General features: G+C 66.7%; 11 protein-coding genes. 5 read left to right on the top strand and 6 right to left on the bottom strand.

Going from position 1 to position 15,263, the window contains the following annotated elements; genetic code table 11:
- The first annotated feature begins 48 nt into the window (after positions 1-48).
- The gene (ltaE, locus tag L2Y94_RS19460; protein WP_247375356.1) at positions 49-1,062 is read left to right on the top strand and encodes a low-specificity L-threonine aldolase; all 1,014 of its coding nucleotides are present in this window, start codon (positions 49-51) and stop codon (positions 1,060-1,062) included.
- A 13-nt stretch (positions 1,063-1,075) separates the two neighbouring features.
- Here ltaE and L2Y94_RS19455 read toward each other — a convergent pair whose 3' ends face one another.
- The 4 genes from L2Y94_RS19455 to L2Y94_RS19440 form a co-directional block, all read right to left on the bottom strand.
- Positions 1,076-1,858 (bottom strand): N-acetylmuramoyl-L-alanine amidase, encoded by a 783-nt coding sequence (locus tag L2Y94_RS19455; RefSeq protein WP_247371294.1) that lies wholly within the window; start codon positions 1,856-1,858, stop codon positions 1,076-1,078.
- Positions 1,858-2,322: a hypothetical protein gene (locus tag L2Y94_RS19450; RefSeq protein ID WP_247371291.1), complete on the bottom strand. Its 465-nt coding sequence runs from the start codon at positions 2,320-2,322 to the stop codon at positions 1,858-1,860. The genes L2Y94_RS19455 and L2Y94_RS19450 overlap by 1 nt, the downstream gene beginning before the upstream one ends.
- Positions 2,323-2,411: 89 nt before the next feature.
- Positions 2,412-3,524: a cell division protein ZapE gene (gene zapE / locus L2Y94_RS19445; RefSeq protein ID WP_247371288.1), complete on the bottom strand. Its 1,113-nt coding sequence runs from the start codon at positions 3,522-3,524 to the stop codon at positions 2,412-2,414.
- Complete coding sequence (locus L2Y94_RS19440) at positions 3,521-4,219, bottom strand: alpha/beta hydrolase (RefSeq protein WP_247371286.1); 699 nt, start codon at positions 4,217-4,219, stop codon at positions 3,521-3,523. Before L2Y94_RS19440 ends, zapE begins: the two co-directional genes overlap by 4 nt.
- Positions 4,220-4,266: 47 nt before the next feature.
- Here L2Y94_RS19440 and L2Y94_RS19435 point away from each other — a divergent pair, with 47 nt between their 5' ends.
- On the top strand, positions 4,267-4,851 hold the full coding sequence (locus L2Y94_RS19435; RefSeq protein ID WP_247371284.1) for an acyl carrier protein phosphodiesterase: 585 nt from the start codon (positions 4,267-4,269) through the stop codon (positions 4,849-4,851).
- A 159-nt stretch (positions 4,852-5,010) separates the two neighbouring features.
- Here L2Y94_RS19435 and L2Y94_RS19430 read toward each other — a convergent pair whose 3' ends face one another.
- Positions 5,011-5,508, bottom strand: a complete 498-nt coding sequence (locus tag L2Y94_RS19430; RefSeq protein ID WP_247375354.1) for a c-type cytochrome — start codon at positions 5,506-5,508, stop codon at positions 5,011-5,013.
- A gap of 360 nt (positions 5,509-5,868) precedes the next feature.
- Between L2Y94_RS19430 and L2Y94_RS19425 the strand changes: the two genes are divergently transcribed.
- From L2Y94_RS19425 to L2Y94_RS19415, 3 genes are all read left to right on the top strand, one after another.
- Positions 5,869-7,134: an efflux RND transporter periplasmic adaptor subunit gene (locus L2Y94_RS19425; RefSeq protein ID WP_247371281.1), complete on the top strand. Its 1,266-nt coding sequence runs from the start codon at positions 5,869-5,871 to the stop codon at positions 7,132-7,134.
- 69 nt (positions 7,135-7,203) lie between these two features.
- Positions 7,204-10,443, top strand: a complete 3,240-nt coding sequence (locus L2Y94_RS19420; RefSeq protein ID WP_247371279.1) for an efflux RND transporter permease subunit — start codon at positions 7,204-7,206, stop codon at positions 10,441-10,443.
- Between the two features lie 129 nt (positions 10,444-10,572).
- Positions 10,573-13,695 (top strand): efflux RND transporter permease subunit, encoded by a 3,123-nt coding sequence (locus L2Y94_RS19415; protein WP_247371276.1) that lies wholly within the window; start codon positions 10,573-10,575, stop codon positions 13,693-13,695.
- Between the two features lie 276 nt (positions 13,696-13,971).
- Here L2Y94_RS19415 and L2Y94_RS19410 read toward each other — a convergent pair whose 3' ends face one another.
- Complete coding sequence (locus L2Y94_RS19410; RefSeq protein ID WP_247375351.1) at positions 13,972-15,255, bottom strand: retropepsin-like aspartic protease; 1,284 nt, start codon at positions 15,253-15,255, stop codon at positions 13,972-13,974.
- Between the last annotated feature and the right edge of the window lie 8 nt (positions 15,256-15,263).

The raw sequence follows: 15,263 nt of genomic DNA, 5'->3' as shown, positions 1-15,263 counted from the left end.
ACGCCTTCGCGTACCATCGGCGATTCCTTCCCGATGATCCGTTTCGCGATGAAGACGATCGACCTGCGCAGCGATACCGTCACCCTGCCCACCGACGCCATGCGCGAAGCGATGCTGCGTGCCCCCGTCGGCGACGACGTCTACGGCGAAGACCCCTCGGTCAACGCCTTGCAGGACCGCCTCGCGGCGGACCTCGGCTTCGCCGCCGCGCTGTTCGTGCCCACCGGTACGCAGAGCAACCTGCTCGGCCTCATGGCGCATTGCGAGCGGGGCGACGAATACATCGTGGGTGCCGATGCGCACACCTATCGCTTCGAAGGCGGCGGCGCCGCGGTGCTGGGTTCCATCCAGCCCCAGCCCATCCCGCAGGACGCCGATGGCAGTCTGCCGCTGGACAAGGTGGAGGCGGCCATCAAGCCGGTCGATCCGCATTTCGCGCGCTCGAAAGTGCTGGCGCTGGAAAACACCTGGCACGGCCGTACGCTCGCATTCGATTACCTCGGCCGGGCACGCGAACTGGCCACGCGTCGGGGCCTGAAGCTGCACCTCGATGGCGCGCGCATGTACAACGCGGCCGTGGCCTACGGCAAGTCGCCGCGCGAGGTGGTCGAGGGTTTCGACAGCGTGTCGGTATGCCTGTCGAAGGGCCTGGGCGCGCCGGTGGGGTCGGTACTGCTCGGTGACGTGGCCTTCATCGATCGCGCACGGCGCTGGCGCAAGGTGGCGGGGGGCGGCTGGCGCCAGGCCGGCATGCTGGCCGCGGCGGCGATGCATGCGCTCGACCATCACGTGGAGCGGCTGGCCGACGATCACGTGCGTGCCCAGCGGCTTGCGGAGGGCCTGCGTGGCATCGACGGATTGGCCGTCAAGGCACAGCACACGAACATGGTGTTCGTCGACGTGCCCGCGTCCCGCCTGAAGGATCTCGCCGCGCACATGACGGCGGCGGGCGTGCGGTTGAGCATCGGTTACCTGCCGTCGGTGCGGCTGGTGACGCACCTGGATATCGACGACGAGGCGGTCGAGCGGACGATCGAGGCGTTCGCTTCGTTTTCGTACTGAGGCTTTTCGGTCGTCAGGACCGAGGCGCCATCAGCTTCCGCTGCAGCGAATAGAGGATCGACGCATCCGTCCCGTCGAGCGTTTCGCTTTCCATTCCCCGGTAGTGCCGATGGAAGGCCACGATGGCCGTGCGCGGATTGGACACGTCGTATCCCACCATCCGTATCGCCGCGAGGCTGTCGAACCCCGGTGGGGCCGGAATGAGCGGCTGGTCGGGCCATAGCCCGAAACCGTAACGCGCCAGCGTACTCCAGGGAAACAATGCGCTGGGATCGTTCTTGCGGCCCGGGGCGATATCGCCATGTCCCACCACCGCCTCGCGCGGGATGCCGAGTCGCGAGGTGAGATCGGCCAGCAGGTTCACCAGGGCCTGGATCTGCGGCTGGGTGAACGGGGATACGCCGTCGTTGTCGATCTCGATGCCGATCGACGAGGAATTGATGTCGGTCATGCCCGCCCAGCGCGATGCGCCGGCATGCCATGCACGCGCACCGTCGTCGACGAGCTGGTCGATGCGGCCATCGGCTTCCACGAGGTAATGGGCGCTGACCTGTCCTTCGCTATTGCGGCTCTTCAGGATGCGCAGGGCCTCCGCGGCATTCGCCGTGGAGGTGTGGTGCAGCACGATGAGTTGTGCCTTGCGCGCGTTGAAGTTGGGCGAGGGCGACCAGTGCGCGAGGGCACTGCGTTGCGGGGCGACGGCGGGTGCCGATGCGCAGGCCGCCAGCAGGGCCAGCACGGCCGCCGCCGCCGCGATGCGAACGACGTGGACGGTGCGTGCGGGCCGGCCGTCCATCAGTCTTCGACCTTGAAGTCGCTGCTGGTGATGACCCAGGCGATCTTGTCGTCGTTGCTCCGGTCGCTGTCGTCGAACTCCTCGATGTCCCTGTTCGATGCGACGACGATCTGGAGGTCGACGCAGTCGTGGCCTTCGGAGAGCCATTCGGTCGCTTCCAGGGCCATGCCCTTGCGCTCGAGGTCGTCGTGCAACCGCGGCATGTCGGTGTGCTTCAGTTCGATGCCGTCGTGGGAGAGCTCGCCGCCTCGCACTTCGATGTCGCAGAGCTTGTCGTCGAGGAAGCGCAGCAGCAGCCAATCGTGGCCTTCGCCGTCGGCGTATTCGTCTTCGTCGTCCCACATGCCGTCGCCGGCCTGCTTGTAGCCGAGCGCGTCACGCAGGGCCTTGCGGCGCATGCCGAAGAAGATGTCGGTGTCGCCCCGGCGGATGCCGCGGCCGGGGATCAGTTCGCAATGTTCCATGGCGTACCTCTTGGGGAGTGCGGGGGACCCGCCCGCAAAGCATGGCCTGTTTCCGGTGCTTGCCGCTAGCCGTCCGCGGGCCTTTCGCATCAGGGCTTGTGCTCACGGCCGAGGTAGTCTTCGCTCTGCATCTCGATGAGGCGTGACTCCGTGCGACCGAATTCCGCGCGTACCTTCGTTCCGTCGTACAACTCGGTGATCGGCGCGGCGGCCGACAGGATGAGCTTCACGTGGCGGTCGTAGAACTCGTCGACCAGCAGCACGAAGCGCTTGGCTTCGTTCTCGGAGTAGGCGGTGAACTGCGGCACGTTGGAAACGATGACGGCGGGATAGGCCTTGGCCAGTTCGATGTAATCGGACACCGCGCGCGGTCCTTCGCACAAGGCGGCGAAGTCGAACCAGACGATGTTGTCCGCCCGTTTTCGCACCGGGACGTGACGCGCGTTGAGATGAATCGTATCGTCGTCGACGATGTCGCCCTGCGCCTGCCCGTTGAAGATCTTCGCCAGCGAGCGTTCCGCCTCGGGTCCGGGAGGCACAAGGTAGACGGGCGCCTGGCTGAGCGCGCGCAGCCGCCAGTCGCGCGGCGAGACCATCTCGTGCACCACGCAATGCGCTTCGATGGCGGCGATGGCCGGCAGGAACCGCGCGCGTTGCAGGCCGTCCTTGTAGAGGCCGGAGGGTGGCGTGTTCGACGTGGTGACCAGCGTGACGCCGCGTTCGAAGAGGCCTTCGAGCAGGGCGGAGAGGATCATCGCGTCGCCGATGTCGGTGACCAGGAACTCGTCGAGGCAGAGCACGCGGCACTTCGCGGCGAGGCGGGCGGCCACTTCGTCGAGCGGGTTCTGCCGTTCGCCCAGCTCGCGCAGGGTGGCGTGGGTCTCCTGCATGAAACGGTGGAAATGCCGGCGCAGGGCGAGCCCGGGCGACAGGCTGGAGACGAAGAGATCCATGAGGAACGTCTTGCCGCGGCCGACGCTGCCCCATAGGTAAAGGCCGGGCACGGCCTTGCGTTGCTCGCCGCCGAGCATCGTGCGCAGGCGGCCGAGGAGGCCGGCCGGCGCGGCGTCGGACGTGCACAGCGCGGCGTGCAGGCGATCGAACTGGGCGATGACGGGGAGCTGGGCGGGATCGGACTCCCAGCGGTGTCCGGCGATGCCGTCGCGATAACGCTCGCCCGGCGTGGATGCGCTGCAGCTCATGCGGAGGCGGGCAGCGGCGGCCAGTCTTTCACCGCGTGCTTGATGACGCCACGCAGGTCCATGAGGCGACGGTGGAAGAAGTGGCTGGTGTCTTCCATCTTCACCAGCACCGGGCGACTGCCTTCAGGAAGGCCGTCGATCCAGTCGTAGACCGCCTGCGGTTCGACGATCTCGTCGGCATCGCCCATCACCACGAGCCAGCGGCACGACGGCAGCTCGATGGGGCCGAAGTCCCAGCCGCGGCCCGCGGCGGGCGGGGCGATGCTGACGAGGCCCTCGGCACCCAGGCGCACGGCGTTGCGCAGGGTGACGTAGCTGCCGAAGGAGAACCCGGCGAGCCAGAGCGTGGCACTCGGACGCACCTTGCGGGCCCAGGCGACCACCGTGGCGAGGTCGTCGCTCTCGCCGTTGCCCTGGTCGAATTCGCCTTCGGAGTGGCCCACGCTGCGGAAATTGAAGATGACGGTGTCGACGCCGGACTCGCGCAGCGCGCGCTCGACCATCGTGACCACCTTGTTGTGCATGCTGCCGCCGTCGGTGGACAGCGGATGGCAGATGACCGCGACGGCGTCGCGCTTGCCCTCGGACCCGGCGGCCCGGGCCTCGCATTCGAGCTTGCCAGCGGGACCGTCGAGCGCGAATCTTGCGGTTTCGTCCGGAAAGCGTTCCGGCGCCACGGAAAGTAGATCGTTCATCCCGTCATGATACCCGCTGCCCGTGACAACCGCGCCGGAGCCCCGTCGTGAACGTGCTTGCCCATGCCCTGCTGGCCGGTGGCGATGGCGAGCTGCGCCTGGGCGGTACCCTCGGCGATTTCGTGAGGGGCACTCCCGACGAGGCGTTGCCGCCACGCGTGCGCCAGGGCATCTACCTGCACCGGGCCATCGACGGGTACACGGATAGCCATCCGGAGGTGCGCGCCGCGCGCGAGCGCATGCCCGCGCCGTTTCGCCGTTACGCGGGCATCCTGCTCGACGTGTGGTTCGATCACTGCCTGGCGCGGGATTTCGCCCGCTGGAGCGACGAGCCGCTGGGGCCGTTCTCCGATCGCGTGCGCGCCGAGCTTCATGAGGCCGAAGCGATCCTGCCGGAGGGGCTGAAGCGGTTCCTTTCCTATATGGACGCCAACGACCTGCCCGCCGGCTACATCGATCCCGATCGGGTGGCCGCGGCCTTCGGCGGGCTGTCGCGGCGGCTGTCGCGGACCAATCCGGTGGCCGAGGCGATGCCGTTGCTGCTGGCGGACGACGGGGCGCTCAGGGCTACGTTCGAGACGTTCTTTCCCCAGTTACGGGCTTTCGCCGCGGATTGGGTGCTCCAGCACTAGGAATCGCCGATACGATCGGCTCCCACCCCTTCGGTAGCAAGCTTCCTGCCGAAGGGTGGGAGCCGATCGCATCGGCGAACTCCTGCGAAGCTCGAAGTGCTAACACACGAAAGCCGCGATCGCTCGCGGCCTCCATGCGTTACCCGCCACTGGTAACTATCACTTCGCCTGATCGATCATCCACTTGACCGTATTGGTCATCTGCTCGTCGTTGAGCGCGGGATTGCCGCCGCGGGCCGGCATGTGGTTGCCGTCCGGACCGGTGTAGCCCTCGATCGCATGCTTGATCAGCGTGGCCGTGCCCTGGGCGATGCGGGCGCTCCAGGCGCCCTTGTCGCCCAGCTTCGGCGCACCGGCCACGCCGGCGGTGTGGCAGCTGTGGCAGAGATTGTCGTAGATGGTCTTGCCGTCGGTGCTGCCGCCATAGGCGACCTGCGCGGCCGCGGCCTTGGCGGCGGCTTCCTGGGCGGCCTGCATCGCTGCGCGGCCGGTATCGCCGGCGTAGACGGCACCCGTGGGCGCGATCCGGGCTTCGGTGCGCTTGGCCACCGCCGGATCCTGCTCCTTGGGGATGTGACTGTAGATGGTGTATGCGATCACCATCAGGACCAGGGCCAGGACGCTGAGGCCCGCGGTCAGCCAGGAAAACTGGCGCATGAAGTTCTGGTCGGACTTGCTTGGAGAACCGCTCACGCATTGACTCCACTGGTTTTGGGTGTGCCGACCCCCCTCCCCGGGGATTCGGCGTGCCTGCAAGCCGCGATGCGGCGACGAACCTCGGCGAGTATAGGGGGAACCTCGGCGTTCGTCAGCGGTCTCGGGATCGCTCATGGCAAGGAGATGACGGGGGACGTGCCGTCAGTCATGGTGCACCCCTGTCAACCGGCATTGTTCAATGCCGTTCCCCAACACCTATATTGGCGCCGTGGTTCGTTAACGTTTTGCGGGTATAAACCGTTGGCGCACGGCGCGCCCGGCCTCGAGCGAAGGCCGGCTTTTGACCCCTGGGAGTGTTTCATGTCGCGTTTCTGGAAAATCGCGCTGGCCGTCATCGTTGTCGTGGTGATCGCGGGCTTCTTCGTCGTTCCGCGCCTGCACCATGGCAAGGGTGGAAAGGGCGAGGCCGCCGCCGCAGGTGCGCAGGCCAACGGCGAAGGGCAGGGCAAGGACCAGCCGCCGGTGCCGGTCACCGTCGTGCCCGTCGTCAGCCAGGATGTACCGGTCTACCTCACCGCGCTGGGCACCGTCCAGGCGCGCAATGTCGTCACCGTGGGGCCGCAGGTGGGCGGCCAGCTGATGAAGCTGAACTTCAAGGAAGGCCAGGAGGTGAAGAAGGGCGACGTTCTCGCCGAGATCGACCCGCGCACGATCCAGTCGCAGTACGACCAGTCGGTGGCCAAGCTCAAGCAGGACCAGGCCGCCGCCGCCACCGCGAAAAACAACCTGGAGCGTTCGCAGAACCTGGTCAACAAGGGCGGGCAGCAGTATGTGTCCAAGCAGGACCTGGACAACTTCAAGAACACCCTCGACCAGGCCAACGCCACCGTCCTGGCCGACCAGGCGGCCATCCGTGCCTCGCAGGTGCAGTTGGGCTTCACCAAGGTCATCGCGCCCATCACCGGCCTGGCCGGCATCCGCTCGGTCGATGTCGGCAACATCCTCACCACCAGCGACGCCATCGTCACCCTCACCGAAGTGCATCCGATCTACGTGATGTTCTTCCTGCCCGAGAAGAATCTCGACATGGTGCGTTCGTCGACCGCCGAGGGTGGCGATCTCTCGGCACTGGAAGTGCAGGCGCTCGATCGCGTCGACTCGCATGTCATCGCGACCGGCCACCTCGACGTGCTCGACAACACCATCGACACCAGTACCGGCACCTTCCGCCTGCGCTCGCTGTTCGACAACGAGAAGACCCAGCTGTGGCCGGGCCAGTTCGTCAACGTGCAGCTGAAGGTGCGCACGGTGAAGAACGGCCTCGTGGTGCCGGCCCAGGCCGTGCAGCGCGGCCCCGACGGCGACTACGTCTACCTCGTGCAGGGCGACAACACGGTCAAGATGCAGCCGGTGGAAACCGCCAGCGAAGTCGGCGACAGCCACGTGCTCATCGGCAAGGGCCTGAAGCTCAACGACAAGGTAGTCACCGAAGGCCAGTTCCGCCTCAAGCCCGGCTCGAAGGTGCAGCCGCTGGCCCCGGGCCAGGTGCCGGCCGCGCCGACCGCCGAAGAATTGCAGAAGGCCAAGCAGGGCCAGCAGGGTCGCGGCGGACGTCGCGGCGGCTGATAGCGCGCGGCGCGCCCCGGAGGGCGCGCCGCACCGGGCCTCCAGGGGCCACGACACCAGGATCAGAACGTGGGTTTCTCGACACTCTTCATTCGCCGGCCGATCGCGACCTCGCTGCTCATGGTGGCGGTGCTGCTGCTGGGCATCCTCGGCTACCGCCAGCTGCCGGTGTCGGCGCTGCCGGAGATCGACGCGCCGAGCCTCGTCGTCACCACCCAGTATCCCGGTGCCAGCGCCACCACGATGGCCGCGCTGATCACCACGCCGCTGGAGCGCAATTTCGGCCAGATCTCCGGCCTGTCGATGATGAGTTCCGATTCGTCGGCCGGCCTGTCGACGATCGTGCTGCAGTTCAACATGGATCGCGACATCGACATCGCCGCGCAGGACGTGCAGGCGGCGATCAACCAGGCGCGCGGCACGCTGCCCAACAACCTGCCGTATCCGCCGGTCTACAACCGCGTGAACCCGGCCGACGCGCCGATCATGACGCTGATGCTCACGTCCGAGAGCCTGCCGCTGCGCGACGTGAACAACTACGCGGACTCGATCCTCGCGCAGAAGCTCGCCCAGGTGGAAGGCGTGGGCCTGGTCTCCATCGCCGGCAACGTGCGCCCGGCCGTGCGCATCCAGGTCAATCCGGCGCAGCTGGCCAACCTCGGCCTCACGCTCGAAGACGTGCGCAGCTCGCTCACCCAGGCCAACGTCAACGCGCCCAAGGGTACGTTGAACGGCAAGACGCAGTCCTACAGCATCGGCACCAACGACCAGCTCGAAGACGCGGCCGCGTACAAGGGCACGATCATCAGCTACAAGAACGGCGCCCCGGTGCGCCTGTCCGACGTGGCCAACGTGGTCGACGGCGTCGAGAACGACCAGCTCGCCGCCTGGGCCAACGGCAAGTCCGCCGTGCTGCTCGACATCCGCCGACAGCCCGGCGCGAACATCGTGCAGACCGTGCAGCAGATCCGCCAGACCCTACCCGACCTGCAGAAGGTGCTGCCGGCCGACGTGCACCTGGACGTGTTCGCCGACCGCACGATCACCATCCGCGCCTCGGTGGAAGACGTCCAGTTCACCCTGATCCTCACCATCTGCCTCGTGGTGGCGGTGATCTTCGTCTTCCTGCGCCGCCTGTGGGCCACCGTGATTCCGTCGGTGGCCGTGCCGCTGTCGCTGATGGGCACCTTCGGCGTGATGGCCTTCGCCAACATGTCGCTCGACAACCTCTCGCTGATGGCGCTGGCGGTGGCCACGGGTTTCGTGGTCGACGACGCGATCGTGATGATCGAGAACATCGTCCGCTACATCGAGCAGGGCCACGACGGCAAGACGGCCGCCGAGATCGGCGCGAAGGAAATCGGCTTCACGGTGCTCTCCCTCACCGTGTCGCTCATCGCCGTGTTCCTGCCGCTGCTGCTGATGCCCGGCGTCACCGGCCGCCTGTTCCACGAATTCGCCTGGGTGCTGACGATCGCCGTCGCGATCTCGATGCTGGTCTCGCTGACCCTCACCCCGATGATGTGCGCCTACCTGCTCAAGGCCGACGAACTGCCCGAGGCCGAGGACGCCCACGAGCACGCCATCGCCGCGGGCAAGCCCACCACGTGGTCGCGCATCGTCGAAGGTTATGGCCGCAGCCTCGACTGGGTGCTCGACCACCGTCCGTTCACGATGCTGATCGCCGCGCTCACGGTGGCGCTCACCGTCGTGCTCTATATCGTGATCCCCAAGGGCCTGCTGCCCGAGCAGGACACCGGCCTCATCACCGCCGTGGTGCAGGCCGACCAGAACGTGGCCTTCCCGCAGATGGAAGTGCGCACCAAGGCCGTGGCCGATGCGCTGGCGAAGGACCCTGCCGTGTCCGGCGTGGCCGCCTTCATCGGCGCGGGCTCGGTCAATCCCACGCTCAACCAGGGCCAGATTTCGCTGGTGCTGAAGAATCGCAGCGACCGCGACAGCCTCGACGAGGTGCTGCCGCGCCTGCAACGCGCGGCCTCGCAGATCGCCGGCGTGGCGCTGTACCTGAAGCCGGTGCAGGACGTCACGCTCGACAGCCAGGTGTCCGCCACCGAATACCAGTACTCGCTGTCCGACGTGAACAGCACCGAGCTGGCGGGCTACGCGCAACAGATGACCTCGGCGCTGCGCAAGCGCAAGGAGCTGGCCGACGTCGACAACAACCTCGCCGACCAGGGCACCGCGCTCAAGCTCACCATCGATCGCGACAGCGCCAGCCGCCTGGGCGTGCCGGTGCAGACCATCGACGACACGCTCTACGATGCATTCGGCCAGCGCCAGATCTCCACGATCTTCACCCAGCTGAACCAGTACCGCGTGGTGCTGGAGGTGGCGCCGGAATTCCGCACCAGCAAGGACCTGCTCAACAAGCTCACCGTGCGCGGCAACGGCAACGGCGCGCTCACCGGCTCCAACGCCACCAGCTTCGGCCAGCTCGCCTCGAGCAACTCGGCCACGCCGGCGGGCATCGGCAACACCGGCAACGTGGGCTTCCAGGTCGGCTCGGGCGGCACCATCCCCATCGCCTCGCTGGCCAGCGCCAAGGTCACCTCGGCGCCGCTGGTGGTGAGCCACCTGCAGCAGCTGCCCTCGGTCACCATCTCGTTCAACCTCGCCCAGGGCGAGTCGCTGTCGTCCGCCGTGGATGCCATCCACGAGGTGGAGAAGCAGCTGAACTTCCCGGCATCGGTGCGCGGCCAGTTCATCGGCAAGGCCGCGGAGTTCTCGTCCTCGGTGGGTGACGAGGTGCTCCTGCTGCTGGCTTCGATCATCGTGATCTACATCGTGCTGGGCGTGCTCTACGAGAGCTACATCCATCCGCTGACGATCATCTCCACGCTGCCGCCGGCCGGTGTCGGCGCGCTGCTGGCCTTGCTGATGTGCGGCATGACGCTGTCGGTCGACGGCATCGTGGGCATCGTGCTGCTGATCGGCATCGTGAAGAAGAACGCGATCATGATGATCGACTTCGCCATCGAGGCGAAGCGCACCGGCATGAACGCCGCCGAAGCCATCCGCCGCGCCTGCCTGCTGCGCTTCCGCCCCATCATGATGACCACCGCCGCGGCGCTGCTCGGCGCCTTGCCGCTGGCGCTGGGCAACGGCATCGGTTCGGAGCTGCGCAAGCCGCTGGGCGTGTCCATCGTGGGCGGCCTGCTGCTGTCGCAGCTGGTCACCCTGTACACGACGCCGGTGATCTACCTCTACATGGAGCGGTTCTCCGACTGGCTGGCCGAGCGCAAGCGACAACGCGCCCTGGCCCAGGCCGAGCCGCGAATCGCGAGCTGATGGTTTCACCGGATACCGTGTCCAACCCTCATTCGCCGGGCGTTCACACCGCCCGGCGAAACCTTTTTCCGGCTCGCGCGTTGATGACGGAATATTTCGCGCGCGCCCGCCCATGACCCGCTTCGCCCCATGAATATTTCCGGTCCCTTCATCCGACGCCCCATCGGCACCTCGCTGCTGGCCATCGGTATCTTCATCGTGGGCATCATCTGCTACTCGCTGCTCGGCGTGGCGGCCCTGCCGGCGATCCAGTTCCCCGCCATCTTCGTCAGCGCGCAGCAGTCGGGCGCCGACGCGGGCACCATGGCCTCCACGGTGGCGGCACCGCTGGAACGCCACCTGGGCCAGGTGCCGGGCATCGAGCAGATGCGTTCGAACAGCTCGGAAGGCTCCACCTTCGTGCTGCTGTTCTTCCAGAACGGGGTCAACATCGATGCGGCGGCGCGCGACGTGCAGACGGCGATCAACGCCGCCCAGCCGGATCTCCCCACCGGCCTGCTCAACGCGCCGTCGTACCAGAAGGCCAATCCCAACGACGATCCCATCATCGTGCTGGCGCTCACCTCCGACACGATGGCGCCCACGGCCCTCTACAACGTGGCCGATTCCATCCTCGCGCAGCGCCTGCGCCAGCAGGAGGGCATCGCCTCGGTGGACATCGCCGGCAGCGCCACGCCGGCCATCCGCGTCGACGTGAACCTGCGCGCGCTCAACGCCATGGGCCTGTCGCCCGACCAGCTGCGCAACGCGCTCACGGCCGCCAACGTCACCTCGCCGCAGGGTTTCCTCAGCGACGGCCAGACCGACATGGCGGTCATCGCCAACGATTCGCTGCACACGGCCGAGGAATTCGGCCGCCTGGTGATCGCCAACAAGAACGGCACGCCGGTGCGATTGTCCGACATCGCCAAGGTGTACGACGGCCAGCAGGATGCGTACCAGGCCGCATGGTTCAACGGCCACCCGGGCATCCTGATGTACGTGTACCGCAAGTCGGACGCGAACATCATCGCCACCGTCGATCGGGTGAAGGCGCTCATTCCCACGATGCGGAGCTGGCTGCCGGCCGGTGCCGAGCTGCACCCGTTCTTCGACGGCACGCCCACCATCCGCGCTTCGCTGCACGAGGTGCAGGCCACGCTGCTGATCAGCCTGGCGATGGTCATCATGACCATGGCGGTGTTCCTGCGCCGCCTCGCGCCCACCGTGATCGCGGGCCTGGCCGTACCGTTGTCGCTGGCCGGCGCCTTCGTGGTGATGTATTCGTTCGGCTACACGCTCAACAACCTCACGCTGCTCGCCCTGGTGATCGCCATCGGCTTCGTGGTCGACGACGCCATCGTGGTCATCGAGAACGTCATCCGGCACATGGACGAGGGCATCCCCCGGTTCGAGGCGGCGCTTCTCGGCGCGCGCGAGATCGGCTTCACCATCGTCTCGATCACCGGCTCGCTCGTCGCCGTATTCATCCCGTTGTTGCTTGCACCCGGCATCTTCGGCATGTTCTTCAAGGAGTTCACCGTCACGCTGATCGCGGCCATCGTCGTATCGGCGGTGGTATCGCTCACGCTCACGCCGTCGCTGTGCGGCCAGTTCCTCCGGGCGCACAAGGACCAGAAGCCCGAGTCGAAGCTGGGTCTCGCGCTGGAACGCATGCACGAGCGGATGGTCGGCATGTACCGCGGGGCGCTCGACTGGACGCTGCGCCATGCCTTGTTGATGGCGCTGACGCCCCTGGGACTGGTGGTCATCACCTTCTTCCTCTTCGGCATGGTCAAGGGCGGTTTCTTCCCCCCGCAGGACACCGGTCTCATCGCGGCGCGCGCCAACGCAAGCTCCACCGTGTCGTTCGGCGAAATGAAGGAGCGCCAGAAGCGCCTCACCGACATGTTGCTCGCCGATCCCGACGTCCGCGCGGTCGGTTCGCGCCTGGGCACCAGTCGCACGGGTTCGACCGGTTCGTTCAACATCGAGTTGAAGACGGTGGCCGACGGCCGCCAGGACACCACCTTCGACGCGTTGGCCCGCCTCTCCGCCAAGGCCAACCGCTATCCCGACCTCAACCTGCGCCTTCGCCCGATCCAGGACCTGCCCACCGGCGGTGGCGGCGGTTCGTCGCAGGGCGGCCAGTATTCGGTATCGCTCAAGGGCAACGACGTGGCCGAGTTGCAGCTGTGGCTGCCCAGGCTCGTCGACGCGCTGAAGAAGAACAAGATGCTCAAGGACGTGGGCAGCGACATCGACGCCGCCGGCCTGCGCCAGAACCTCACGATCGACCGCGACACCGCCGCGCGCCTGGGCGTGGGCGTCGGCACCATCGACGGCGCGCTCTACAACGCGTTCGGTCAGCGCGCCGTGTCCACCATCTATTCGGACATCAACCAGTACCGCGTCATCGTCAATTCGCTGCCGCAGATGGCGGCCACGCCCGAAGCGCTCAACCAGCTTTACGTGAAAGCCGATTCGGGCGCGATGGTGCCCATCTCGGCGGTGACGAAGCAGGAGCCCGGCCTCGCGCCCACGCAGATCGTGCACGAAGACCAATACACGACGATGGACGTGAGCTTCAACCTGGCCGAAGGCATCAGCCTCGGCGAGGCCACGGCGATCATCCAGAAGACGGTGGCCGGCATGCGCATGCCCGGCGACATCCGCGTGGAGGCGGGCGGCGATTTCCGCCGCTTCCAGCAGTCGCAGAGCGACATGCCGCTGCTGATCCTGGCCGCGATCGTCACCGTCTACCTGTTGATGGGCATGCTCTACGAGAGTCTCATCCACCCGGTGACCATCCTCTCCACGCTGCCCGCCGCCGGTGTCGGCGCGCTGGCCGCGCTGGTCATCACCGACACCGAACTGTCCGTGGTGGCGATGATCGCGCTGGTGCTGCTCATCGGCATCGTCAAGAAAAACGCGATCATGATGATCGACTTCGCGCTCGTGGCGCAGCGCGAGCGCGGCCTCACCTCGAAGGAGGCTATCCGCGAGGCCTGCCTCGTGCGTTTTCGCCCGATCATGATGACCACGATGGTGGCGATCCTCGCCGCGCTGCCGATCGCCATCGGCCTGGGCGAGGGCTCGGAACTGCGTCGACCGCTCGGCATCGCGATGATCGGCGGATTGTTGATCTCGCAGAGCCTGACGTTGCTCTCCACGCCGGCGCTTTACGTGATATTTGCCTGCCTCTCCGAGCGTTGGAAGGCGCGCAAGGCGCGGCGGCGCGAGCGCAAGGCGTTGCGGGCTGCGCGGGCCTGATTGGCCTCTAGCGGCAGTGATAGGTCGCGGAATACTGGTAGAACTGCGGCGATCGCTGGTCGCCGAGCACCAAGGGCTGCGGGGCGCCGACGATGTCCGCTGGGCCTCCGCATGCGCGATACGCTTCCGCACTGCAGGGCGAAGGCGTGCTGCCCGCTTCCGAGCAGGATACGCGCACGTTCCCCTCGGCGTCGGGCGTCGTCGCCGGGCCGACCGTCCATCCGGCGCATCCGCCGAGGGCGACGGCCGAGGACAGGCATAGCATCCGGAAAGTCTTCATCGTTCGGCCCGCAGCAAGCACGACGTATCGTTCCTGAAATCGAGCAGCACGGCGAGCTGCGAGACGATGCCCGCGCCAAGGATGCGCGGAGCCAAGCGCGGATCGACGGCGATCATGCGCTGCCTCGCTTCGATCGAGCCGCCGGCAACGCCGAGAGTCGCCGGTTTCCATTGGAACACGACATCCTGGCGGCCGGTGAGGGTGGCCACCGATGTGGTCTCCACCCCGGGACCTCCGGAGCGGAGGCTGAGGTCGCGGGCATCGAGCATGTCTGAATTTCCCGTATCGAGAAGTGCGCGACCCGTTTGCCCATCCACGACGACGTCCGTCACCAGGCCGATACCGGCGCCATCGGCCGGGCCGGCCAGGTAAAGGGCGCTATTTGGGCATGCATTTGGCCACATGTTTTTCGGCAGGGGCGCGATACCCTCGGCATCCATGCGCAGGCCGTCGTAGGAGCGAAGCACTACGTCAAGTCCTAGCACCGATCGAGGAACGTCGGCGATGAAGATATCTACGTTATCCAGCCGCGCTCCGGCGAGATGAAGCACCGGCAACACCGCCATGTCGCCCTTGATGATCGGTGAACCGCCCTGGGAATCGGTAACGACTACAGAGGCCGGCCTGCGACGGGTGGCGCCAAGGGACCTCGCGTCTGCGGGCGTAAGTACGGTGCGTTGGGTGCCCGTATCGAAGAGCAGCGTCGCTTCCGACGTTCCCTCCCCGCCGATCTTTACGAAAAGCCCTCGGCCCTCATTGCCCGGGTCATGGACCCAGGCGATGGCGTCGGAAGCCTTGCGAACGACCCTGGGAAGCGGCCCGGGTAGGGCTTGGCTCATGGGTTCGAGGCTATGTATCGCGATGTCGGACCGTTTCAGCTGCTCGTTCAGCCTGGGATACAGGGCTTGGCTAGCTTCGTGAGCGAAGCTTTCGCGCCTGGTATGTTCTCCCTGTACGAAAAGATTGCCGGCGGCCAATTCCGCGCAGGCCGCTGCCATACTCAGCGCCGAGGGGATGGGCAGGGCCTTCTCATAGCATTGGCGGGCCAGTTTCGACGAGGCATCGAAGTGTAATCGGGCGCGCTCGATGAGCGCATCCAGGTAAGTACCGAGCAGTTCGTCCGTACTCCGCTGCCGAAGAGCTCGAAGCGCCTCCACGTTGCCGCTGCGAATCATCTCGCCCAAAGGACCGTTGTCGGTTGGCTTGACGTACGTTGTCGCCTGCGCCGAAGTCACGAGCATGCCGAGCATGCCCACGATTTGCCATGTCTTGCTTACCATGATGGTCA

It is taken from the genome of Luteibacter aegosomatis (genome assembly GCF_023078455.1).
GTDB lineage: Bacteria > Pseudomonadota > Gammaproteobacteria > Xanthomonadales > Rhodanobacteraceae > Luteibacter > Luteibacter aegosomatis.
Note: the sequence above shows the minus strand (reverse complement) of the source record. Positions and strands in the feature narration are given on the sequence as shown.

Excerpts from the sequence above, each read along its gene's own strand:
- ltaE (WP_247375356.1), top strand. The coding sequence starts at position 49 with ATGAAGACGATCGACCTGCGCAGCGATACCGTCACCCTGCCCACCGAC.
- L2Y94_RS19455 (WP_247371294.1), bottom strand. The coding sequence starts at position 1,858 with ATGGACGGCCGGCCCGCACGCACCGTCCACGTCGTTCGCATCGCGGCG.
- L2Y94_RS19450 (WP_247371291.1), bottom strand. The coding sequence starts at position 2,322 with ATGGAACATTGCGAACTGATCCCCGGCCGCGGCATCCGCCGGGGCGAC.
- zapE (WP_247371288.1), bottom strand. The coding sequence starts at position 3,524 with ATGAGCTGCAGCGCATCCACGCCGGGCGAGCGTTATCGCGACGGCATC.
- L2Y94_RS19440 (WP_247371286.1), bottom strand. The coding sequence starts at position 4,219 with ATGAACGATCTACTTTCCGTGGCGCCGGAACGCTTTCCGGACGAAACC.
- L2Y94_RS19430 (WP_247375354.1), bottom strand. The coding sequence starts at position 5,508 with ATGCGCCAGTTTTCCTGGCTGACCGCGGGCCTCAGCGTCCTGGCCCTG.
- L2Y94_RS19425 (WP_247371281.1), top strand. The coding sequence starts at position 5,869 with ATGTCGCGTTTCTGGAAAATCGCGCTGGCCGTCATCGTTGTCGTGGTG.
- L2Y94_RS19415 (WP_247371276.1), top strand. The coding sequence starts at position 10,573 with ATGAATATTTCCGGTCCCTTCATCCGACGCCCCATCGGCACCTCGCTG.
- L2Y94_RS19410 (WP_247375351.1), bottom strand. The coding sequence starts at position 15,255 with ATGGTAAGCAAGACATGGCAAATCGTGGGCATGCTCGGCATGCTCGTG.